Source organism: Bartonella sp. 1-1C (genome assembly GCF_002810325.1).
GTDB classification, from domain to species: Bacteria; Pseudomonadota; Alphaproteobacteria; order Rhizobiales; family Rhizobiaceae; genus Bartonella; species Bartonella rochalimae.
In genome coordinates this window covers 769,671-793,606 of the sequence record NZ_CP019489.1, presented here as the reverse complement: position 1 = coordinate 793,606, position 23,936 = coordinate 769,671, and the positions used below count along the sequence as shown (strand labels likewise).

Genomic DNA, 23,936 nt, shown 5'->3' with positions numbered 1-23,936 from the left:
ATATTATTTTAAATAAATATGGCTTTTTCACATAGATTTTTATAAAATTTCAAATGTTTTAGTACTGATATTTATATTGATACTAAAATCTGATTTTTTTATTATACTTTTTTATTTAGTTACCTCCAAAAATATTTCGTTGTTTGAAAGGATCATAATAAATCTCTGTAACTTTAAATTTTCCTTCAATCCGTTTGCATTGAACAATAATATCAATCATTGAAATTAATAACCCACGAATATCATCACGCTCTAAATGTCCTCCTCCTTCACTTTCTTTAACCAACAACGTCATTTGCTCAAATGCAGCCAATGCTGTTGATGCATGAACTGTAGTAATAGAACCTGGATGTCCTGAATTAACATTGCGAATATAATAGAAAGCAGTACCATCTCGTAACTCTTGTAGAAGAATGCGATCAGGACGCATTCGCAATGCAGATTCTAATAATTCTTTTGGCCCAACAGAAGCTAAACCATGCCCATCTTTCGCATAAATCATGGAAACATAATTAAGATGTGGTACAACTAGCTCTGGTGTATCCTCAATAGTTATAATACGCTCATCATCAGGAATTTTAGCTATTAATGCTTTTGACAGCGTTGTTTTGCCAGCTCCTGTTTTCCCTGAAATAAGAATATTTTTTTGCAATTTCACAGCTTGATTTAAAAAGGAAACAAAATTTTTATTGTAATAATCAATTGCTAATTGATGCTCGGTGTTTTTGAGTTCATTAAAACGCAATTGATAGTCATTCAACGGAGTGAAAGAAACCTGTTCACATATTGAAAATATACCTTTGTTGGCTAAATCTTCGAGTAAATAACTTCGGGATGATGGTTTACGAATCGTCATGCTAACAGTATTTTCTTTTACAGCTGGTGGCATAACAATTTGAATACGCTCATTATTTGGCAAAGTAGCGGATAATATTGGGTTTTTATCGGAAATACTTTGCTTAGAATAGGCCGCGATCACTTTAGCCATACCCATGAGTTCATTAAAGGAGAATTCTGGTACTTCTATTGTTTTCCACCCTGAAATTCCTTCAATCATGACTTGATAGGGACGATTAATAACGATCTCGAAAAGACTTTCATCTTTGAGAAAGTTATCAATTGGTTTGAGTTTTGTTAAAACGATAGCAGTGGTTTCATCACTTACATTTTGGAAGTTTTGTTTCATTTTAATGTCACTGTAGAATTTTTATGAAAGTCTCCTGAAAAGGCACGATGAATGATCTGTTTCTTATTTTCAACAATTTTTAATTTATATACAGTTGAGAAATCAAGATCGCGGGCAACAAAAACATTAACCATTTCACCCTGATTTTTTGTCAAAGTTGGAGGGATATGGGTATAATTTCCTGCGATAATCTTTGCCATATCTGTTCCTGCAGAAAGGGTATGTTTTTCTGAAGACACGGTATCTGTTGTTTGTTCTTGTATTGTTGGTGTTTTTAGTGAATCTAGCTGGTCATTTAAATAATTTGTTCCATCTCTGACGATTGAAACAAGAAGTGCAGAACCAAGTCGTTCAAACCAATGATTGTCAATATCACCATCAACACCCGATCGACCTAAGAAATCTGTTGCTGGTGAAGACAGTGTTATAATAATACCATCTGGTGTTTTGGCTCTATTCCATAATATAAAGAGACGCGATTGACCTTTTTTTAAACCGGCACGATATTCGCCGACGATTTGCGTTCCTTTATCGAGCAAGACGATACGACCATTGTCTGACAAAATATCTCTAGAAACGATACAGCTAACAAATCCTTGTTGTTCACTGCTGATTGCTGTTTCTAAGATACATGGGATAGAAGCTCCCATTGCAATGATGTAATTTCGGTTACCGAGTGTTGAGGCACGAACACCATCCAACTTTGTTGGTTTGAGGAGTTGATTAAAGGATTGTGTTGTTTCATTCGAGCTATCGTTGCTTTGGTTAGGAGAAACGCTATTATTTTCTGGAATACCTTGTTGCTGATTTGGATTAAAATAGGCTAAAACGGGAGCACGTTGCGCTGCTTCTAATAATTTATGATCAGATTTTGGCTGATTGATTGTTGGCGCTGGTATTTCAACCTTAGGCAGCAGGGGGGTATTTTTATCAGCTAGCTCTAGAGGAGCTATTGTTGGTTTTATTGATTGGAAAAGCTCTGTTTGTCTGCTTCTTTCTTCTTTCGGCAATTCTATAGACTGTTTTTTTGTGTCTTTTGAAGTTGAAAGGATTGCATATATTAAATAAATACAGACACCAAAGAGAATAAGAAGAGCAATGGCTTTTCCTAAATTAAAGCCCTCTTTTTTTTCTTGACCATCCTTTATTACATCGCGGTCATTAAGATTTATTTCGTCCAATTCATCATTATTCATGGCTATTTCTCTACGTTTATTTCACGTTGGACAGAAGGTGATGTTGTACCGGTTTCTGGGTTAATTCCTCTTGGTATGAACCCTTTATTAAAGATACACAGGACTTCGTTACCACGCCGCAAAGTGAATTGCATGGCTATGGCGTGAACAATGACCTGGTTTCCTTTAATTGATTTTGGAACGATAGTTTCTTGTCCATCAAGTGTGACAAGATAAATTGCGGGGATTTCATTATTGTCTAAAAAGGTAAATGTTGTAGTTTTACCGTTATCATAGACTGAACTTGGTTCAAGGAGGGGTGAACCTTGAGCGATATAAGCCCAATTGCGTGGTCCAAAATGTTCATGCATATTGAGGATATTATCGACAAATTCTTCTTCATTTTTTTGTGCTTTAGCTTGTTCAGCTAATTGTTTACGCAACGCTTCATCTTCTGGATAACGAAACTTGACAAGGAAATATGTGTCATTACCGACGGAAACATCACCTTCACGCACTTGAAGTTCAAATTGATAAGATCGTTTTGTTCCATCTTGACGAGTTGTGACGATTTGTAGATTGGTAATCGGCTGAACTTCACGCGGTTTGAGAAAGACAAAGTGACCAGCTGGTGCTACTTGCCAAGCAACTGAATTGCCAATTCCAATATAGGCAATATTTTCATCATTAGCGAATTCAATCTGTACTGAAGAGCGAATAGATCCAATGATTTTTGTGACATTGTGTGGATCATAATTAATAAATCTAATTCGGTTGTCTTTGTGTGCACTTACGGGAGAAATTTCTGCCCATAAGAAAGACGCATGACAGTTTATTGCAACGAGGAGAGTTAAAAAAAATATTTTTATGACTCTAGTCATTGGACCACCTCTGGATCAGATCTATATGCTGATACTTGAAAGCCAAGCGGGTTAATTAAGCGATCTTCTACTGAAATGCGTGCATTAACGTAAGAAAAATTTAAGACTGAAACCCAATGGAAAATATCTTCTTTTCCATTGGAGTCTCTAATTGTTTTATAGTAACGCACTTGAATGAGATCTTTACTTAAAAAAGAGATCGATTTTATTGTGATTGTCACGGACATATTTTTATAGATATTTTGCGGACTGTCTGGATTATTTCCAGAATACCATTTGGCAAAGCGATTTTGTTCTTCTAGGGAAGATAAAAGAGAAACGATATGAAAATTATTTTCTGTCTCTGATAGTTGGAAACCTTCGCGTGCACGAATATATTTGCTGGCGAAGTAGCGCGTTATTATTTCATCGTAGTTTTGGGGTTCTTCTTTTAGAACACTGACAACATCGACAATACCTGTAGAATTATCCACACGGATAACAAAAGGCTCTACGGTTTTTAAGGGTGTCAATGCCACTACAGCTAAGGCTAAAGCGATTGTCATCAATCCAAAAAGCACGGTCAAGGCTACAGCAATTTTCATTTGTAATCGCGCACTACGCATACGGTCAATATCAAATGACCGCGCTTCTCTTATATATTCTTTAAATTCATCACTTTTCATACGTGATCTCCGCATTTTTATAAGAAGGCGTTTGATGGTTTATTGTGTCTGCAGAAGATGTAGGGAGTCCAATATGAGCTTTTGGTGCCTCATTTTCTTGTGTGTTCAGAATAATAGGAGTTGTAATGGGCTTGATCGCCGTATTGTGGATGATGTTATGAGGATTCCAGTTCCACTTACCTTGATTGAGCATACGAGTATTCTGTCCATTACAGTGTGGAAGTTTTCGGGCTCCACTTTTTAAAGAAGCACAACTGGTAAGTGTTATTAAAAGGATCAAAATGATAGTGATTTTTAGTTTCATCATTTGGACTCGCAAATATTTTGAAAAATAAAATATTGGTGTTTTGCAGTGTATGATTTTACGAAAGCATGAATACGAATCTTTTGAAAAAGCTGAGAGAGCTTTGCATGGATTGTGCATACAGTTAATACCTCGTATATGAAGGCATTGATTATAGCTGCATTGAAGAGACATTTGAGATTAAAACGAACCACGTCCACCTCCCTGCATCATTTGCGCAGCTTGTGCAGCTTGTTGTGCAGCTCTAGAACCTCCTGAAACTGCACCTCTTGCTGCACTTCCACCGGCACTAAAACCTCTTCCAGCAAAATTCAAGGCACTAGAAGCCATTGAAAGTATTTGTGATCCTGCTGACATCCCAGCATGATGATATGGTCCTCCACTAGAAAGTGCAGAAGCAATGGTGGGAAGTGATTGGAAGAGAACTACGCCCACTATTGAGACGACAAGAACAGGGGGGAGCAAGAGATAGATTGAATTATATGAATCATCGAAAACATAAAGCATAATTTTGCACATCATTGTCCCAAGCATCATTACGAGAACTTGCAAAACTGTAAAATTAACTAATGTTGTAATCCATGCATCGGCATATCTGCGGGTTACATTGAACAAATATAAACTAATAAAAAGAGGTCCAAGACCTATCACCATGATTAATGTAATTTTTGCAAACATTTGGATAATAAAACCGACTGTACAAAAAAAGATGACTGCCAAAAACATTAAACCACCAATCAGTGCAACCGTAATTTTATTAAAAAATGAAGCATTATTTAGAAACTCTTGATAACGCGTATTTGTAATTAACAAGAGATAATCAAAAACATCAGAGTCGACTGGACTGCTATTAAACGCATTTCCAATAGCATTGGCTAAATTACCAAAAAATATATCTTTTATATAAATATTAAATACGTCTGCATTAGTTGCCATTGTTGTCACAACAACGATTTTAATAACATTATTAAGAAGACTATGCATTGAAAGGGCAACATGACCAGTCATGACATTGTAGCCATATAAAAAGATAAAAATAATGGCTGCAAGATTTAATGGTGCTGCAACAGCAGAAGATAAGCTAATGACTGTCGTATCTACCACATGATTAAGTGGTGTTAAAATATACGAAGAAACAGTTTCGAATGGATTAAATTTAAATTCTGAATCTGACATTTGTTTTTAATGTTTGATAAATATAAATTTATGATTTTTTTCTGCATTTTCTCTATACTCTTTCTGTGATTGATGATTTCCATTTAATAATAGAAAGAGCCTGAATGAGAGGATTCATTTGAAGATTAGTCAACTACATTTGAAGAGCTTCCTTTTCTTCTTTTTGACTAACTGGAGTCAATTTAATGCTTGACCTTAGCTTTAGCTTGATCCAATTTCTCTTGTAGTGTTTTTTGAAGAGTTTCCTGACTTTTCTTTTCTTCTTTTTCACGTTCTTGTTCTTTTGATTGAGCATTTTCCGATTTCATAATAGAAGAAGCCTGAAGTTTTAGATTATCTACTTGAAGATTAGCTTGAAGAATAGCCAACTCTGTTTGAAGAGATTCTTTTTCTTCTGGTTTAAGAGTTGTTGATAAAAGTTTGTTATTGATTTCTTGAATCTTTTTCTGATTTTCAACTGCTGAAGTATAAATAGATGCAGCTATTTCTGATGTGCGCCGACTATCTTCTGATAGTGATGTTTCTGGTTGTATGACACTTTGATAATATGAATCAACTTCTGTGGATCCCGATTGTGATATTGCATGAGAGATAAAGCTTAATGATAAAAACATAATCAGATATTTTTTCATTGGGTTTGTTTCCTTTTGTAAAATATAGGTAGCCATATATTGGGATTTGCTCCGTATTCATCTATAATTTGGTTTACGAGTTCAACATTTCTGCTTGTTCCGCTTAAGACCGCAATTTCGTTATCCATTCCACGTAAGTTAAGTTCTGCAACAATGGAACTTTGCCCTTGTTTAATGAGAAAACGACGAGATTCCCTGCTTAATTCTGATTGGATTAGCTCAAATTCACGTTCAGTGAGTTTAAAGCTTTCAACATAATCATTGTAATTGGCTTTTTGATTTGGAAAAAACAGTTGGGTAGGACATTGCTCAATGATTGTGTGAGCGATTGTTGAATTCAAAGCATCTTTGGGGCTTTGTGTTGCAAAGAGCATCATGCCATTTTGTTTACGAATTGTTTTGAGACGATCTTGAGTAAAAGCTTTAAATGAATCATCTTCAAGAGCTTTCCAGAATTCATCGATAACAATAATGATACGCCGACCATCAATAAGGTCGAGAATGCGGTTAAACAGATACATCATCAAAGGGCGACGAATTTCTTCATTATCTAAGAAATCGGTCATATCATAACCTATGAATTGAGCATCTAAGTTGAGATCATCGTGATCATTATCAAAGACCCACCCTAAAGGATTACCTTTGGTCCAACGTTGTAAGCGTATGGCGATGCCTTCTGTGGAAGTATTATCAAAAAACAGTTGCAGTGCACTAAGAGACCGTTGTGATAAAGGAAGACTTTCTAAGGAATTGATCGCTCTAGCGATATCTTGTCGCTCTTGTTCTGTTACTGTTTGGCCATCTGTAGTAACTAGTTTTAAGACCCAGTGTTGAAGAAAGAGTTTGTTTTTTTCAGTGTATTCCATTCCTTTTAATGGGGCAATACCGGTAGGTTGACCATTTTTCAAAGGCTTATATTTACCACCTCCAGCACGGACAAAGATCTCTGCTCCTTGGTCTTTATCAAAAAAGACTATTGTTGGGTTATGTTTTTGTAATTGTGCAAGAAGAAAATTAACAATGACTGTTTTTCCAGATCCCGATGGACCACAAACAAAGGTATTACCAACATCACCAAAATGAAAATTAAAATAATAAGGAGAGCCAGCTTGTGTTTGTAATAAGGCGACAGCAGAGCCCCAAATATTACCCTTGAGTTTACCAATAGGAAAGGAATGGAAGGGGGATAATGCTGCGAAATTCCTGCTACTAATAGCTCCAGAACGTGCTCGATAGCTAAAGTTTCCAGGAAGTTGTGCCCACCATGCTGCTTCTAATCCTAAATCTTCTCTGGCTATAACAGCCCCACCATTAGTGAGATACGAACGCGCTTTCGACAGATATTCTGTCAATTCTTGTGGACGATCAGAAAAAACAGCTAAAGAAAGATGATGTTCTCCCAAAACAAAACGATTCGATTCTAAATCATCAAGGGCTTCATCGAGGCCGTCAATTTGTGAGCTGGCACGATCAGCCACATTAATCATTTGATTTTGTTTACGGCTCATAATAGCACTGGCAACGGCTTTACTTTTAAAAACAAAGGATTGCGTTAAGATGAATTCGAAGGGCGCTGTTAACAAGCCATTTGTCATGCCAGGACGTGTTTTAGAAGGATATTCTTTCCATCCAAACATACCAACAAAGCGCTCATTGCTTTCATGACGAATTTCAATAATTTCTTTGCCGAAAATAACACGATCTGAATAAATCGTTGAGGCAATAGTACCAAATGTAAGGGGTATGCGCTCACGTCTTCCTCCCACCAATTGGTGAAGAAATTCACTTTGCTCAGAAAATACAATGCCATTGTATTCGTAAGTAGACAAAAGCCGTGCTCCATAACACTCCAGACCTTGTATAAGATCTTGACTTAATTCGCCAATTTTCCGAATAGCTTCAGAATCTGGTTCCGATTGCATCTTCTTTGCTTGTGTTAAGCGATGAAAAAAAGAAGCTAACTGTTCAGTTTTATCTGCTGCAGGATTCCAGATAACCGAAAGGAACAGATCATTTCGATAAAGATCTTGCAAAATCATTTTTTGTTTGTATTGCCGATCTAAAGCTGTTGCAAAAGATGAAGAAAATTGGCTCTCTGGGTAATTTTTTTCGCGTCGGCGAATGATGTGAGAATATAAAGCGACACGTTCATCGGCTATATTTTTCAAAAGCGTGTTTAATTGAGTATGTAAAGAATTTAATTGGCTGATATCTGCAGTATCAAAATTTATTCCTTCAATAGAAATCACTGTCATTAAGCAACGGGAGTCTAATGCAATCACATGGTGATTGACATGACGGACGTAAGGAATAAATTCCTCAGGTAGAGATTCCCGTTTCATAACTGACAGTTGTCTCACTTATTTTAGCTCCTTATAAGTACGAATAAGACGAAGAGGAGATGTAGATCCTCCACCCCATCTTGTTAGGTTCTTTTGTTTGCCTCGAGTATTGAGCCACACGAACAGAATACGAAATTGATTATGATCGCGCTTTGTGATTTCGCGTAAGATAAAATGTAAACCAACACCAAGACCGATCATTGAAAAACTGCTTGTAATGATAAAAAGAGTAGATATTGCTATGACATTCAAGGCCATTGCTTCTATGGTAACACCTGCAAACATCGCTGGTCGTGTACAAGCAAGAAAAAGAGTATCTTCGTTCATTTATGTTGAACTCCCCATTAATAATGTAACAAAAGCCGAAGCACCAAAAACAATACCGATACCAAGAACACAATACGCTGCTTTGCGTAAATCAATAACACCATACATCCAACCAATACCCACAGCTGCAACACAAATTGTTGCAATAAGCTTCGCTGTTGTACCTGTCATCATCGAAACAATATTTCGCAAAACCGTATCAAGATTCCCCATACCGCTAGCAGCAGAATCAGCATAAGCTGGGGTTAATACCGCAAACATCGCTAAAAGTAGCGCAAAAGCGATACAGTAAATATGCTTAGATATAATGTTTGTCATTTAATCTCCTCTTCAGAAAGAATATTGATTACAAACTAACATCCTATTATTTTTACAAATTTAAAAACTTTAAAACTACAGGCTTACAACTTTAAGCTTCTTTAATCGCAAGCGCTTCATCAAACTATTACAAAAACCTTTCCTAGAATTTCCCAACTGAGAGACAGAAATTAATCAAATCTATAACCAAAAAACCTAGCGTAGATATTGTTATTTTATCAAAATGACAATATCAAGTGCGTAAAATAATGTTTTTCTTTGCAAAATGTGTTTAATTTGCAACAAATGCTATTGATACGCTTTCTTTAGGATCTAGGAGAAAAACAGAGATGCATAAAAATTATAGGATATAGAAACAATAAGGATTGAATAAATGCGATTTAAATCGATAATTATTGTCTACATTATCTGCTCTATAGGGATATGGATAATAAGCCAAAACCATTACAAAACAAATCTAGATATTCTCGAGCCATTAAAAATGCAAGAAAATCAAGATATAAGCGAGATCGATCTCGAACAAAATAAGCACTACGAAACAAGTGTGCAAAAAAAATTAGAAGAAAATGCGCCAGATCTCAATTGGATCAATAGCGATTCAAATAATCATGAAGGTATATTTAATGGTATCGCATCTGTGACTAGCGGTGTCACATTTCAATTAATAATTCCTGCTGAAAAGCCTCAACATAAACCTATCGTCCGAAATATTCACTTATATGGTGTAGATACATGTGCACCCCGTCAAAAAGCAAAATTAGATAACCAAGAATGGCCATGTGGAGCTGTCACAACAGCATGGCTAGTCACCAAAACTCTAGGACATACCTTATCTTGTAAACAAACTATTATAGAAAAAGAAACTCACTATGCTCAGTGCTTTGTGCAAGGAGTCGATCTGGCAGAAATAGGACTTGCAGAAGGTATGCTGATCCTATCAAAAGATAATAAATACCCAATTCCAACAACGTATTTAAGTGCCGAACAAAGCGCATATAACAATAAAATTGGCCTTTGGTCTAGCAACTTTACTGAGCCTATACAGTGGCGCAAAAAGTATGGAACCTATAACCCTTTCGATAATCAGCATCAATTCATGTCTGAATCAAAATAAAATGCAGAAACGTCCCATTAAACTTCAAAATACAAAAATAAAACAATCATAACAATTTTCGAAAAAATAGTCTAAATGCGTAATGATAAGAATTTTCTCATCGCTAGTTTTAAATGATCTACATTATTTGTTTCCTCATAAACATGCCTTATAAAAATCTATTTGATAGAAGGATAATCCTCTAATGAGAAGAATGCTCTAGCATTCCTATCACAATCAAACAAAAATTTTCATTCTTGCATTAAACAGAATAATACATATCAAATTCAACAGGATGAGGGGTTGTTTCATAACGCAGAACTTCTTTCAGTTTTAATTCAATAAAGGAATTAATTTGGTCATCATCAAAAACATCACCAGATTTAAGAAAATCCCGATCTTTATCAAGAAATTCAAGTGCTTCGCTTAGACTTCTGGAAACTGTAGGAATATCTTTGAACTCTTTCGGTGGGAGATCATAAAGATCTTTATCCATAGCTGGACCAGGATGTATCTTATTCTTTATACCATCTAGACCAGCCATAATAAGCGCTGAAAAGGCTAAATATGGATTCGACGATGGATCTGGAAAACGAATTTCTACACGTTTTGAATGCGGTGAAGCACCAAATGGAATACGACATGCTGCAGAACGATTGCGTGCAGAATAGGCAAGAAGGACAGGGGCTTCATACCCAGGAACTAAGCGTTTGTAAGAATTAGTTGATGGGTTTGTGAAAGCATTGAGTGCTTTTGCATGCTTGATAATACCACCAATAAAAAATAAACAAGTCTCTGATAGCCCAGCATATTCATTACCTGCAAATATTGGTTGTTTATCTTTCCAAATTGATATGTGGACATGCATACCTGAACCATTATCACCTAGAATTGGTTTAGGCATAAAGGTTGCTGTTTTTCCATAACTATTGGCAATTTGATGCACGGCATATTTAAAAATTTGCATTTTATCAGCTTCACGAACCAGTGTATCAAATCGAATACCTAATTCATGCTGAGCTGCAGCTACTTCATGATGATGTTTTTCGACATGTACACCCATATCCTTTAACGCAGTAAGCATTTCAGAACGCATATCTTGGCAAGAATCAATAGGAGGGACTGGAAAATAACCGCCTCCCATACGTGGGCGATGACCAAGATTGCCCATTTCATATTCAGTGTCATCATTTGACGGATTTTCACTTGAGTCGAGTTTAAAACCTGTATTGTAAGGATCAATTTTATAGCGTACGTCATCAAAAATAAAAAATTCAGCTTCTGGTCCTATATAAATTGTATCACCGATCCCTAAAGATTTCATATAAGCTTCAGCTCTTTTAGCAATAGAACGTGGATCTCTATGATAGAATTCTCCTGAAACAGGATCAAGTACATCACATAATATGATCAAAGTCGATTGAGCAAAAAAAGGATCAATGTGAGCTGTTGCTGCATCTGGCATCAAGACCATATCGGATTCATTGATTGCTTTCCAACCAGCAATTGACGAGCCATCAAACATAACACCATCGGTGAATGTATCTTCGCAAATTTCAGCAATATCCATTGTAACATGATGCAATTTGCCTTTTGGATCAGTAAAACGTAAATCAACAAAGCGTATATCGTTATCTACAATTTGTTTAAGAATGTCTGAAACGGTTGTCATATTCAATTTCCTTATTGGATTGAGGTGAATAGAAAAGATAAAAATTTATAGATATTTAAAGAGCATCAATGCCAGTTTCACCAGTGCGAATACGAATGACATCATCGATAGGTAAAACAAATATTTTTCCATCTCCTATGTGTTTTGTTTGAGCTGCTTTACGGATTGCTTCAATTGCTTTCTCTAGGATTTCATCAGGAACAACAACTTCAACTTTGACTTTAGGTAAAAAATCAATAACATATTTCGCACCTCGGTAAAGCTCTGTCTGTTCTTTTTGGCAACCAAAACCTTTTGCCTCCGTTATTGTGATACCTTGTAGGCCAATTTCTTGAAGCGCTTCTTTTACTGCATCAAGCTTAAAAGGTTTTATGATGGCTTCAATTTTTTTCATACTGAGATTATCTCCAATGCTTTTATTTTATCAATTTATATACCATTATACTATATTTACGATTACGATAATGAGATGTATCAAAAAGTACTTTTTCACGAAAAAATCAAAAATAAGGCCTTTTATTCTTATTAGAAATAACTATATTGCATTATAGAATGTAGCGCTATTGTTTTATAGAATAAAAAATTATAAAATTTATAAAAGGTAATAATGGTGTAAATTAAGGCGTTATTTTTTATTAGTGTTTTATTAAATATTTGATAATTGTGTGATCTATTTTAAGGTTTTAAATTATATAAAGGTCGACGTAGCAAAAGTTCTTTTAGAAATTTACCAGTATAAGAACAAGGGACATTAATAATGTCTTCAGGGCGACCGGCAGCAACAATTTCGCCTCCATTATCTCCACCTTCTGGTCCTAGATCAATAATCCAATCAGCTGTTTTTATGACTTCAAGATTATGTTCAATGACTGTAACTGTATTACCTTGCTCGACTAGTTCATGGAGTACTTCAAGAAGCTTGGAAATATCGTGAAAATGTAAACCGGTTGTTGGTTCATCTAAAATGTAAAGTGTGCGCCCAGTTGTTTTACGTGAAAGTTCTTTAGCGAGTTTTACACGCTGAGCTTCTCCACCAGAGAGTGTTGTGGCTTGTTGCCCGATTTTAATATAACCAAGACCAGCTTTAACGAGAATGCCCAGTTTGTTGTGAATAGTAGGAATAGCTTGAAAAAAATCTTCTGCTTTTTCAACTGTCATATCAAGTATATCAGCAATGGATTTACCTTTGAATTTCACTTCAAGTGTTTCTCTATTGTAGCGTTTTCCTTGGCATACATCGCAAGTAACATAGACATCAGGTAAGAAATGCATTTCGATTTTGATAACACCATCTCCTTGACATGCTTCACAGCGTCCTCCTTTAATATTAAATGAGAAACGTCCGGCTTGATAACCGCGAGCTTTTGATTCGGGGAGTTCTGCGAACCAATCGCGAATTTGAGTGAAAATGCCAGTATAAGTTGCTGGGTTGGAGCGTGGGGTACGTCCAATAGGTGATTGGTTGATATCAATTACCTTATCAAGAAACTCTAATCCTTCAATTTTGTCGTAGCTTGCTGGGATTTGATGGCTTCCCATGATATGACGTGATGCCGCTTTGAAGAGGGTTTCAATAAGAAATGTTGATTTTCCCCCACCAGAAACACCAGTTATGCAAGTAAAAGTTCCGAGAGGAATATTTACATTGATGTTTTTCAAATTATTACCTCTGGCTCCAATTACTTTAAGTGTTTTTGATTTTGATATTTTGCGTCGTTGAGTAGGAGAATTAATTACCATTTTTCCTGAAAGATATTGACCTGTAAGTGAAGATGGATTGTTTATAATTTTTTGTGGGGGGCCTTGAGCTATGATTTCTCCACCATGGACGCCTGCAGCAGGACCAATATCGACAATATGATCTGCGGTGAGAATAGCATCTTCGTCATGCTCAACAACAATAATTGTATTGCCAAGATTGCGTAGATGACATAGCGTCTTTAAAAGACGTTCATTATCACGTTGATGTAAACCAATGGATGGTTCATCTAATACGTATAAAACTCCTGTGAGACCAGAGCCAATTTGCGAGGCTAGTCTAATACGCTGACTTTCTCCACCTGAAAGTGTACTTGAAGCTCTGGATAAGGTAAGATATTCGAGTCCCACACGGTTCAAAAATGTTAAGCGCTCACAGATTTCTTTTAAAATTCGTGCTGATATATTGCGCTGTTTTTCATTGAGATATTGATGAACGTTAGAAAACCAATGACTTGCTTTTAAAATGGAAAGTTCTGATATTTGTCCAATATGCATTCCATGGATTTTGATAGCAAGTGCTTCTGGTTTTAAACGGTAACCATTACAGGTTGGGCAGAGTGAAGAAGATATATAAGGTTCAATGTCTTCATGAAAATGTGTAGAATCTGTTTTTTTCCATTTTTGCTCCATGTTTGGAATAACACCTTCAAAGGTTTTTTTTGTAGTGTAAGACTGTGCATCATCTTCATAGAAAAAAGATATCTCTTTTTTTGTTCCATATAAAATAGCGTGTTGTGCTTCATTTGAGAGCGTGGACCATTTATCTGTGAGCTTAAACCCATAAACCCTTCCTAATGCTTCTAAAGTTTTATGATGATAAGGTGAGGATGATTGAGACCAAGGAGCAATAGCTCCAGCTTTTAAAGTAAGATTTTCATTTGGTATAATTTTTATCGGATCGATTACTTTTTTTGTACCAAGTCCATCACAAGCAGGGCAAGCTCCAAAAGGACTGTTGAATGAAAACAAGCGTGGTTCAATTTCAGGAATTGAGAAACCAGATATAGGACAAGCAAACTTTTCTGAAAAAATGAGTCGTTTGTGGGTTTCATTTGTTGATTTATTGAAAGATCCTTTTACAATTTCATTTTCTGTTAAAGGTTGATCTGCCATTTCAGCAATTACAAGCCCATCTGCTAATTGTAAGCAGGTTTCTATACTATCAGCTAGTCGAGCAGTAATATCATTATGTACGATAATGCGGTCTACTACTACATCTATATCATGTTTATATTTTTTATTAAGAGGAGGTATATTAGTTATTTCATAAAATTTTCCATCAACTTTTGCACGTTGAAATCCTTTTTGTAAAAGTTCTGTTAGTTCTTTTTTATATTCGCCTTTTCTTCCTCTAACTAAAGGCGCCATAATAAAAATTCGAGTACCTTCTGAAAGTGTCATAATTTGATCAACTATTTGACTCACTGTTTGGCTTTCAATAGGGAGGCCCGTAACAGGGGAATAAGGGATACCAATACGAGCAAAGAGCAGGCGCATATAATCGTAGATTTCAGTGACAGTACCAACTGTTGAACGAGGATTGCGGGTGGTTGTTTTTTGTTCAATGGAGATAGCGGGGGAAAGTCCATCTATTTGATCGACATCTGGTTTGTGCATCATTTCCAAAAACTGGCGCGCATAAGTGGAAAGACTTTCAACATAACGACGTTGGCCTTCAGCGTAAATTGTATCAAAGGCTAAAGATGATTTCCCTGAACCGGAGAGACCCGTTATAACAATGAGTTTATCACGGGGGAGGTCAAGATTAATATTTTTTAGGTTATGTTCACGTGCGCCGCGAATAGAGATATATTTTTGATGAGACATATTAATCCTTGGCACATATTAGCAAAACTTAAGTCATGAATATGAAATAAGATTATTTTTTGAAAATTACAATGTGCTCAATTGCTGCATTTAGAAAAGAATGCAAACTTTGGTAAATGAATAAAGTGAAGGTAGTAGTTTTTTGTGTTTTATGTAAAATAAACTATACGTTGATGTTAGCTTTTGTTATAATATAAATGGTTTGAAATTGTGGAGTTTATACAATGGCTGGCAGCCTTAATAAAGTTATTTTGATTGGTAATCTTGGTGCAGACCCTGAAATTCGTCGATTGAACTCTGGTGATCAGGTAGCAAATTTACGTATTGCGACTTCAGAGAGTTGGCGTGATCGCAATACAAATGAACGTAAAGAGCGGACAGAATGGCACAATATCGTTATTTTTAATGAAAATCTGATTAAAGTTGTTGAGCAATATTTAAAAAAGGGAAGTAAAATTTATATTGAAGGTCAGTTGCAGACACGTAAATGGCAAGATCAAAATGGAAATGATCGTTATACAACGGAGATTGTTTTACAAAAATACCGTGGTGAACTACAAATGCTTGATAGCCGTGGAGTAGGAAGTGGAGAGCAAATATCTAATGTGAATCAGTCAAGCAGTGGTTTTGATCAAAGAGATGATTTTGATCAGAAAAATACTCAATTAGAAGGAAATTTTTCACACCAATTGGATGATGATATTCCTTTTTGATACCTTTAGTAGTGATATTCTATTTCGGAAATATTTGTGTATTTTATCATATATGTTTATTTTACTTTTTATTGAGGAGCGTGTGCGTTATTTATTTCATATACGATTTTTAATAAAAGAAAATAACATATTGAAAATTATCATTAAATTTTTACTTTTTGTAAAGAGCTGAATTAGCATTTTGCAATTTTTTTCGATATAAAAGATCAAAATGATTCTTTTTTGAAAGTATTGAAGTTGTGACCGATCTTACTACACAATCAGAACATGATGTCCTGACCGGTATTGAACCAGTTAGTATTATTGAAGAAATGCAACGCTCTTATCTCGATTATGCGATGAGCGTTATTGTATCGCGTGCATTACCTGATGTGCGCGATGGTCTTAAGCCTGTTCATCGGCGTATTCTTCATGCGATGAATGAAATGGGGCTTTCTTTTAATAAATCTTATCGTAAGTCAGCAGGTGTCGTTGGGGAAGTTATGGGGAAGTTTCATCCCCATGGCGATGCTTCAATTTATGATGCATTGGTGCGTATGGCACAGGATTTTTCTTTACGAAATCCATTAATTGATGGACAAGGAAATTTCGGTTCTGTGGATGGTGATCCTCCTGCTGCAATGCGTTATACAGAGTGTCGTTTAGAAAAAGTTGCAGAAGAACTTTTAGCTGATATCGATAAAGAGACGGTTGATTTTCAAGATAATTACGATGGACGTGAGCGTGAACCTATAGTTTTACCGGCACGTTTTCCTAATCTTTTAGTTAATGGATCAGGTGGGATTGCTGTAGGAATGGCAACCAATATTCCTCCACATAATCTTGGTGAAGTCATTGATGGATGTATCGCTTTAATTGACAGTCCTAATATAACACTTGATGAAATAATTGAAATTATTCCTGGTCCGGATTTTCCTACAGGTGGCATTATTCTCGGTCGTTCAGGTGTTCGTTCAGCTTATGAAACGGGACGTGGTTCAATTATTATGCGTGCTAAGGTTGATATTGAAGAAATTCGCAATAACCGACAGGCAATTATTGTAAGCGAAATTCCTTATCAGATTAATAAAGCAACGATGATTGAGAAGATAGCTGAATTAGTACGCGATAAGCGCATCGAAGGAATCTCTGATCTGCGTGATGAGTCTGATCGTGATGGATATAGGGTTGTTATTGAACTTAAGAGAGAAGCTGTTGCGGATATTGTTTTGAATCAATTATACCGCTATACGCCATTACAAACTTCTTTTGGCTGTAATATGGTCGCGCTGAATGGCGGAAAGCCTGAGCAAATGACGTTGCTTGATATGCTTCGTGCTTTTGTTTCTTTTCGCGAAGAGGTGGTCAGTCGGCGCACAAAATATCTTTTGCGTAAGGCACGTGAGCGTGCGCATGTTTTAGTTGGTCTTGCTATTGCGGTTGCAAATATTGATGAAATTATAGCATTAATTCGCACAGCACCTGATCCTCAGACGGCGCGTGTACAGTTAATGGAGCGGCGTTGGTTGGCAGCTGATGTAGCGCCTTTAATTAAGCTTATTGATGATCCTCGTCATATTATCCATGAGGATAACACATATAATTTATCTGAAGAACAAGCTAGAGCTATTCTGGAGTTACGTTTACAGAGGCTTACTGCACTTGGACGTGATGAAATTGCTGATGAGTTAAATAAAATTGGGGTAGATATTACAGAGTATCTTCATATTTTGTCATCACGTTTACGGATTATGGGCATTGTTAAGGATGAACTAAGCACTCTTCGCGAGGAATTTGTTACTCCCCGGCGCACTGTCTTTGGTTTTGGTAATGCTGAGATGAACAATGAAGATCTAATTGTGCCAGAGGATATGGTGGTAACGGTTAGCCATAGTGGTTATATTAAACGTGTACCTCTCAATACATATCGTGCTCAGCGTCGTGGAGGTAAAGGGCGTTCTGGTATGTCCACAAAGGATGAGGATTTTGTAACGCGCTTATTTGTGAGTAATACACATACACCCGTTCTTTTCTTTTCATCACGAGGGATCGTTTATAAAGAAAAGGTTTGGCGTTTGCCTATTGGTACACCGCAGTCGCGTGGGCGCGCGTTGGTCAATATGCTTCCTTTACAGGAAGGAGAGCGTATAACAACAATTATGCCATTGCCAGAAGATGAAGCAGGTTGGAGTGAATTAGATGTTATGTTTGCAACAACTCGTGGAACAGTACGCCGCAATAAATTATCGGATTTTATTCAGGTAAATCGTAATGGTAAAATTGCCATGAAACTTGATGACGAAGATGAAATTTTATCTGTAGAAACTTGTACAGAGCGTGATGATGTTGTTCTGACAACAGCCAATGGACAATGTATTCGTTTTCCAGTCATTGATGTTCGTATTTTTGTGGGACGTAATTCGGTAGGGGTACGTGGTATCAATATGGTTGATGGTGATAAGGTTATTTCTATGACTATTTTAGAGCATGTTGAGGCAACGTCAGTGGAGCGTTCTGCTTATATTAAACGTGCAATTAATGAGCGACGTTCTGCTGGTGCAGATACAGAAGATGTTGTGATTGTTGATGAAAATGAAGATGGAGATGAAACAGAACTAACAGATGAGCGTTATGCAGAGCTTGCTGCTCGTGAACAAATGCTTTTAACAGTTAGTGAGTTTGGATATGGAAAGCGATCTTCTTCTTACGAATTTCGTATTTCAGGGCGTGGTGGAAAAGGAATTCGCGCAACTGATCCAAATAAAACTGTTGAAATTGGTAAGCTAGTAGCAGCCTTTCCAGTAGAAGCGCAAGATCAAATAATGCTGGTTTCAGACGGAGGACAACTTATTCGAGTTCCCATTGAGGGGATTCGTATAGCTGGTCGTTCTACAAAAGGAGTAACAATTTTCAATACAGCAAAGGGTGAAAAAGTTGTATCAGTTGAGCGCATTTCTGATCCTGAGGATGATGCAAATCAATTAGATGATGACAGTGAAAAACATTCTGGTATGGTTGATGTTAATTAAGATAAATAACTCTAAAATCATCGGAAAAAATAGATGACAGTTGCCCTTTATGCAGGATCTTTTGATCCTATTACAAATGGTCACCTTGATATTTTGCGAAGTAGTTTAGTTTTAGCTAATAAAGTGGTGATGGCTATTGGTATACAAGCTATAAAAAAGCCATTTTTTAGTTTTGAAGAGCGTGTTGATTTAATTGCACAAGTGAGAAAAGATATATTGAATATAGGTTCTGATCGGTTACAAGTTATTTCATTTGACAATCTCCTTATTGATAAAGCGCGTGAAATTGGTGCTTCATTTCTTATTCGTGGATTGCGTGATGGTACTGATTTTGATTATGAAATGCAAATGGCGGGAATAAATGAAATAATGGCTCCTGAGTTGCGAACGATTTTTTTACCAGCAAGTATTTCTAGCCGTATGATAAGCTCTACATTGGTGCGTCAAATTGCCACTATGGGAGGAGATATTAGGCCTTTTGTTCCTCCAAATGTTGTACAAGCTTTGTATTCAAAATTTAAATCTCAAAGGGAAGAATGATTGTGTTTTTTAGAATTTTTACTTTTTTAACATGTTTTTTTTACTTATTTTCATTTAGTGCTGCTGCAGATGAGCATAATATTCTTGTTTTATCTCTTAAAAATGGTGATGTAATTATTCAGTTGCGTCCAGATCTTGCACCAAAACATGTTGCTCGAATTAAGAAACTAACAGAAGAAGGTGCTTATAATAATGTCGTATTTCATCGCGTTATTCCTGGTTTTATGGCACAAACTGGCGATGTGAAATTTGGAAAAAAAGATAGTATTGATTTTGATTTCAAAAATGTTGGTAAAGGTGGTTCAAGTTATTCCAATTTACCAGCAGAGTTTTCAAAACAACCTTTTAAACGTGGTACCGTTGGTATGGCTCGTTCACAAGATTTAAATTCAGCAAATTCTCAATTTTTTATTTGTTTTAATGATGCTACTTTTTTAAACGGTCAATATACTGTTGTTGGAGAAGTTGTAAAAGGAATGGAAGTTGTTGATAAAATTAAAAAAGGAACTGCAGATAATAATGGGTCTGTAACAGATCCTGATGTTATTAATGCTGCTTATTTACAAATTGAGAAAAAAGTGGAAGTAGAAATAAAGGAATGACACTATGGTCGAGCCTAAAGACCCAGAAAATACTTTAATTCTTGAAACAACAAAAGGAGAAGTAGTAATTGAGCTTTTCGCTGATTTAGCTCCTGCTCATGTTGCACGTATCAAAGAACTGGTGCGTGAGGGCGCCTACGATAATGTTGTTTTTCATCGCGTTATTGACGATTTTATGGCACAAACTGGTGATGTTCAGTTTGGCAAAAAAAATGGTGAGAAATTTAATTTGTCACGTGTTGGTATGGGTGGTTCAGATAAACCCGACTTAAAAGCAGAGTTTTCAAATCTTCCTCATAAACGTGGGACAGTTTCTATGGCACGTAGCCAGAATCCAAATTCGGCTAATTCTCAGTTTTTTATTTGTCTCGCAGATGCTCCTTGGCTTAATCGTCAATATTCTATATGGGGACAAGTGCTTAAAGGTATGGAAAATATTGATCAAATTAAGCGTGGTGAGCCTGTTATGGATCCAGACGCAATTATTAAAGCTACAATTGCTGCAGATGCCAAATAATAGAAATATTACGTAACATTTTTTGCTTTTGCAATTTTATAGTATGAGAGCTGCATATAACGTATTTTCATGTAGAAAGAGTTGTGAATGTTGAGATTTCAAAATAGAGAATGGCACTAGAAACTTGCTTGTCTAGATGAAAATATATTTTTCACAAGATTTTTATTTTTATCGTTTTCTAAAGATTTTCAATTAAAAGAATGATATTGGCTAGGATTATAAAATATTAGATATTTTTTATTGCACTAAATAATTTTTTTATTTTATTGATCGTTTAATAGCTGATTTTTTTAATTTTTTTGACTAATTTTAGTGTTAGTGGATAAAAGAGATCCATAATTTTTAACTGCAGTGAAAAGATTATTACTTTTATTTTAGTAGTGATATGGGATCCTGAGATTAAAAAGATAAAAATGATGATAAAAGCATTTCACTATGAAAAAAAATTTCAAGATGGATATGCTCGTCAAGGTGAAATTATAACGGGACGAGGGCGTATTCGCACACCTGCATTTATGCCAGTTGGGACGGTTGGAACCGTTAAAGCTATGTACATGGACCAATTACATGATCTTGGTGCAGATATTATTTTAGGTAATACTTATCATTTGATGTTACGACCAGGAGCTGAGCGCGTTGCGCGTTTAGGAGGGTTGCACAAATTTATTCGTTGGTCTGGGCCTATTTTAACGGATTCTGGTGGTTTTCAGGTTATGTCTCTTTCGGGAATATGTAAGATTACGGAGCAGGGTGTTATTTTCCGCTCTCATATTAATGGGGCGTATTATGACATGAGTCCAGAACGTTCTATCGAAATCCAAGGACTTCTTGATTCTGATATTCAAATGCAGCTTGATCAGTGTATTGCATTACCAGCATCAGAGAGAGAAATAGAAGCTGCTATGGAACTTTCATTGCGTTGGGCACAGCGTTGTAAAAAAGTTTTTGGTGATCAACCAGAAAAAGCAATGTTTGGTATTGTTCAAGGCGGAGATAATATGAAATTACGTGAACGCTCTGCTCAAGCATTAAAAGAAATGGACTTGAAAGGCTATGCTATTGGAGGGCTTGCGGTTGGTGAGCCTCAGGATGTTATGACAGCTGTTCTAGATGTTACTTGTTCAATTTTACCGGAGGATAAGCCCCGTTATCTCATGGGAGTAGGGACGCCAGATGATATCTTAAAAAGTGTAGCTCGAGGTGTAGATATGTTTGATTGTGTTATGCCAACGCGTGCAGGCCGTCATGGCCTAGCTTTTACTCGTTTTGGAAGAATTAATTTGCGAAATGCACGTTATGCAGAAGATCCAAATCCTCTTGATCCACAATCACCTTGTTCTGCTGCACGTGATTATAGTTGTGCGTATTTGCATCATTTAATCAAATCTGGTGAATCTCTTGGAGGCATGTTATTGACTTGGAATAATCTTTTTTATTATCAGCAGTTAATGCAAGGTATCCGTGACGCTATTAAAGCAGGATGTTACGTCGACTTTTGCTCCGATACAGTAGCTTTGTGGATGCAAGGACGGATAAAATGTCTGTAAAGAAAATTGTATTAATAAAAAAGGTATTCATATAGCTCTTTTAGGGAATATAAATCGCTACTTTAAGGTAAATATGCGGTGCGGTATTATTTATTTCTCTATGATATACTCTATTGAATAAAAATTATTGCTCCGGCACGCACTACCTGATCCGGAGAGAAGCAGTTTGTTTTCTGTTTCTAATCACTATCTAAATTAACAATGTTAATTCTAAGTTAGTAAATCCTTAAAGAAGTATGAAAATTATCTTTTTAATATGCTTTTTGTTTATTTTTATAAAACATCATAAAAGTAAAACGTAAAAGTTGTATATCTTTTTGTTTCAAGAAATTGCTTTTGATATTAAAAACGTATTATTTGCTCATTTTACAGCATATTTAATAGAATAATATTTAGTATAAAAATAATAAGATAAAGATTTTCTAAGGATAAAATTCTTTCATGTCTTTTAGAATTGATTTTAAAACCAAGTATTTGGGCATTTTAGCTCTTGCAGTAGGAAGCTTTGCTATTGGTACTTCTGAGTTTGTTGCAATGGGTTTACAACCGGAGATGGCGCATAGCTCACATGTTAGTATTGCTACAGCTGGACAATATATTTCTTCTTATGCTTTAGGAGTTGTGGTTGGAGCACCTATTTTAGCTATCGTAACAGCTAAGCTGCCACATAAGGCTGTTTTGATAGGGTTGATGTTTTGTTATGCTTTGGCGAATATTGTTAGCTCATTTTGTTCTGTTTTTAATGTATTGGTCATCTTACGATTTATCAGCGGTCTTCCACATGGCATTTATTTCGGTATTGCAACTATGGTTGCATCTTCGATGGTAGAAAGAAGTGAACGGTCAAAAGCCGTTGGTAATGTTATGCTTGGTTTGACAATTGCAACAGTTATTGGAGCACCGAGTGCAACTTGGATTGGTCAACTTGTTGGTTGGCAATTTGCATTTCTTCTTGTAGGTATTATTTCTTTGGTGTGTTGTTTTCTTATTTGGAAGTTTTTACCTTCTGTTTCTAACATTGCTAAAACAAGCATTTTGAACGAATTAAGTGCATTAAAGAAAAAAGAAGTATGGTTTCTTTTGGCTATGGTTTCAATCGGTGCATCAGGATTATTTTCTGTTTTTACGTATATTAAGTCAACATTGCTTGGTATTTCTAATGTTTCTCTTGAATGGGTACCATTTATTATGCCATTGATGGGACTGGGAATGGTTGTAGGTAATATTTTAGGTCCTAAATTTGCAGTTAAAATTGGTTCTTCAGCAACGATATTTTTTGCTATGCTTTGGAGTACATTTGTTTTTTTTCTTTTTTTCTTTTTATCATATACTCCGCTAACAGCAGCATTAGGATGTTTTCTTATTGGGACTTCTTTTGCATCTATGCCTTCTATACAAGCAAAAATCATCGATATTGCTATGCCTGCACAGATGTTAGCAAGCGCTTTGATGCAATCTGCTTTTAATATTGCGAATGCTATTGGAGCGGAATTTGGAGCATGTGTTTTGAAATTAGGCTATAGTTATGAATATACAGCTATCCTTGGAGGTATTTTAACTTTGTGTGGACTGCTGATGTTCTGTTTTTTATGGTACATGGAAAAATATAATCAATATTTTCCTGAGTAAAAGTGAAAAGATTTTTAAAAG

21 protein-coding genes are annotated in these 23,936 nt (G+C 35.9%); 8 read left to right on the top strand and 13 right to left on the bottom strand.

Annotation, left to right across the window (positions count from 1 at the left end; genetic code table 11):
- Window positions 1-115: 115 nt before the first annotated feature.
- The 10 genes from virB11 to B11cv2_RS03545 form a co-directional block, all read right to left on the bottom strand.
- Window positions 116-1,186, bottom strand: coding sequence for a P-type DNA transfer ATPase VirB11 (virB11, locus tag B11cv2_RS03595; RefSeq protein WP_100693352.1), 1,071 nt, complete (start codon window positions 1,184-1,186; stop codon window positions 116-118).
- Window positions 1,183-2,382 carry a type IV secretion system protein VirB10 gene (gene virB10 / locus B11cv2_RS03590; protein WP_100693351.1) on the bottom strand — a complete coding sequence of 400 codons (1,200 nt, stop codon included), beginning with the start codon at window positions 2,380-2,382 and terminating at the stop codon, window positions 1,183-1,185. The genes virB11 and virB10 overlap by 4 nt, the downstream gene beginning before the upstream one ends.
- 2 nt (window positions 2,383-2,384) lie before the next feature.
- Window positions 2,385-3,242 carry a P-type conjugative transfer protein VirB9 gene (gene virB9, locus B11cv2_RS03585; RefSeq protein ID WP_100693350.1) on the bottom strand — a complete coding sequence of 286 codons (858 nt, stop codon included), beginning with the start codon at window positions 3,240-3,242 and terminating at the stop codon, window positions 2,385-2,387.
- Window positions 3,239-3,907: a virB8 family protein gene (locus tag B11cv2_RS03580; protein ID WP_100693349.1), complete on the bottom strand. Its 669-nt coding sequence runs from the start codon at window positions 3,905-3,907 to the stop codon at window positions 3,239-3,241. The genes virB9 and B11cv2_RS03580 overlap by 4 nt, the downstream gene beginning before the upstream one ends.
- Window positions 3,897-4,214: a conjugal transfer protein TraJ gene (locus B11cv2_RS03575; protein WP_371410313.1), complete on the bottom strand. Its 318-nt coding sequence runs from the start codon at window positions 4,212-4,214 to the stop codon at window positions 3,897-3,899. The genes B11cv2_RS03580 and B11cv2_RS03575 overlap by 11 nt, the downstream gene beginning before the upstream one ends.
- Window positions 4,215-4,391: 177 nt before the next feature.
- Complete coding sequence (locus B11cv2_RS03565) at window positions 4,392-5,387, bottom strand: type IV secretion system protein (protein ID WP_100693347.1); 996 nt, start codon at window positions 5,385-5,387, stop codon at window positions 4,392-4,394.
- Window positions 5,388-5,569: 182 nt separating this feature from the next.
- Entirely contained in the window at window positions 5,570-6,019 is a 450-nt protein-coding gene (locus B11cv2_RS03560; RefSeq protein WP_199570330.1) for a type IV secretion system protein VirB5, read from the bottom strand.
- Window positions 6,016-8,370: a VirB4 family type IV secretion/conjugal transfer ATPase gene (locus B11cv2_RS03555; protein ID WP_100693950.1), complete on the bottom strand. Its 2,355-nt coding sequence runs from the start codon at window positions 8,368-8,370 to the stop codon at window positions 6,016-6,018. Before B11cv2_RS03555 ends, B11cv2_RS03560 begins: the two co-directional genes overlap by 4 nt.
- A gap of 9 nt (window positions 8,371-8,379) precedes the next feature.
- On the bottom strand, window positions 8,380-8,688 hold the full coding sequence (locus B11cv2_RS03550) for a type IV secretion system protein VirB3 (protein ID WP_100693345.1): 309 nt from the start codon (window positions 8,686-8,688) through the stop codon (window positions 8,380-8,382).
- Window positions 8,689-9,006, bottom strand: coding sequence for a TrbC/VirB2 family protein (locus tag B11cv2_RS03545; RefSeq protein WP_100693344.1), 318 nt, complete (start codon window positions 9,004-9,006; stop codon window positions 8,689-8,691).
- 373 nt (window positions 9,007-9,379) lie between these two features.
- Between B11cv2_RS03545 and B11cv2_RS03540 the strand changes: the two genes are divergently transcribed.
- Window positions 9,380-10,120: a hypothetical protein gene (locus B11cv2_RS03540; protein ID WP_100693343.1), complete on the top strand. Its 741-nt coding sequence runs from the start codon at window positions 9,380-9,382 to the stop codon at window positions 10,118-10,120.
- A gap of 241 nt (window positions 10,121-10,361) precedes the next feature.
- Here B11cv2_RS03540 and glnA read toward each other — a convergent pair whose 3' ends face one another.
- From glnA to uvrA, 3 genes are all read right to left on the bottom strand, one after another.
- Entirely contained in the window at window positions 10,362-11,771 is a 1,410-nt protein-coding gene (gene glnA, locus B11cv2_RS03535; protein ID WP_100693342.1) for a type I glutamate--ammonia ligase, read from the bottom strand.
- 55 nt (window positions 11,772-11,826) lie between these two features.
- Complete coding sequence (locus B11cv2_RS03530; protein WP_100693341.1) at window positions 11,827-12,165, bottom strand: P-II family nitrogen regulator; 339 nt, start codon at window positions 12,163-12,165, stop codon at window positions 11,827-11,829.
- 281 nt (window positions 12,166-12,446) lie between these two features.
- Window positions 12,447-15,359 carry an excinuclease ABC subunit UvrA gene (gene uvrA / locus B11cv2_RS03525; RefSeq protein ID WP_100693340.1) on the bottom strand — a complete coding sequence of 971 codons (2,913 nt, stop codon included), beginning with the start codon at window positions 15,357-15,359 and terminating at the stop codon, window positions 12,447-12,449.
- Window positions 15,360-15,583: 224 nt separating this feature from the next.
- Here uvrA and ssb point away from each other — a divergent pair, with 224 nt between their 5' ends.
- The 7 genes from ssb (at window position 15,584) to B11cv2_RS03490 (ending at window position 23,915) form a co-directional block, all read left to right on the top strand.
- Window positions 15,584-16,072: a single-stranded DNA-binding protein gene (gene ssb / locus B11cv2_RS03520; RefSeq protein ID WP_035006333.1), complete on the top strand. Its 489-nt coding sequence runs from the start codon at window positions 15,584-15,586 to the stop codon at window positions 16,070-16,072.
- Window positions 16,073-16,311: 239 nt separating this feature from the next.
- Window positions 16,312-19,080: a DNA gyrase subunit A gene (gene gyrA / locus B11cv2_RS03515; RefSeq protein ID WP_100693339.1), complete on the top strand. Its 2,769-nt coding sequence runs from the start codon at window positions 16,312-16,314 to the stop codon at window positions 19,078-19,080.
- Between the two features lie 33 nt (window positions 19,081-19,113).
- Complete coding sequence (gene coaD, locus B11cv2_RS03510) at window positions 19,114-19,620, top strand: pantetheine-phosphate adenylyltransferase (protein WP_100693338.1); 507 nt, start codon at window positions 19,114-19,116, stop codon at window positions 19,618-19,620.
- Window positions 19,617-20,222 (top strand): peptidylprolyl isomerase, encoded by a 606-nt coding sequence (locus tag B11cv2_RS03505; RefSeq protein WP_199570347.1) that lies wholly within the window; start codon window positions 19,617-19,619, stop codon window positions 20,220-20,222. Before coaD ends, B11cv2_RS03505 begins: the two co-directional genes overlap by 4 nt.
- A 4-nt stretch (window positions 20,223-20,226) precedes the next feature.
- Window positions 20,227-20,739 (top strand): peptidylprolyl isomerase, encoded by a 513-nt coding sequence (locus B11cv2_RS03500; RefSeq protein ID WP_100693337.1) that lies wholly within the window; start codon window positions 20,227-20,229, stop codon window positions 20,737-20,739.
- A 416-nt stretch (window positions 20,740-21,155) separates the two neighbouring features.
- Window positions 21,156-22,286 (top strand): tRNA guanosine(34) transglycosylase Tgt, encoded by a 1,131-nt coding sequence (gene tgt / locus B11cv2_RS03495; RefSeq protein ID WP_100693336.1) that lies wholly within the window; start codon window positions 21,156-21,158, stop codon window positions 22,284-22,286.
- A 441-nt stretch (window positions 22,287-22,727) separates the two neighbouring features.
- Window positions 22,728-23,915: an MFS transporter gene (locus B11cv2_RS03490; protein WP_100693335.1), complete on the top strand. Its 1,188-nt coding sequence runs from the start codon at window positions 22,728-22,730 to the stop codon at window positions 23,913-23,915.
- Window positions 23,916-23,936: the final 21 nt, after the last annotated feature.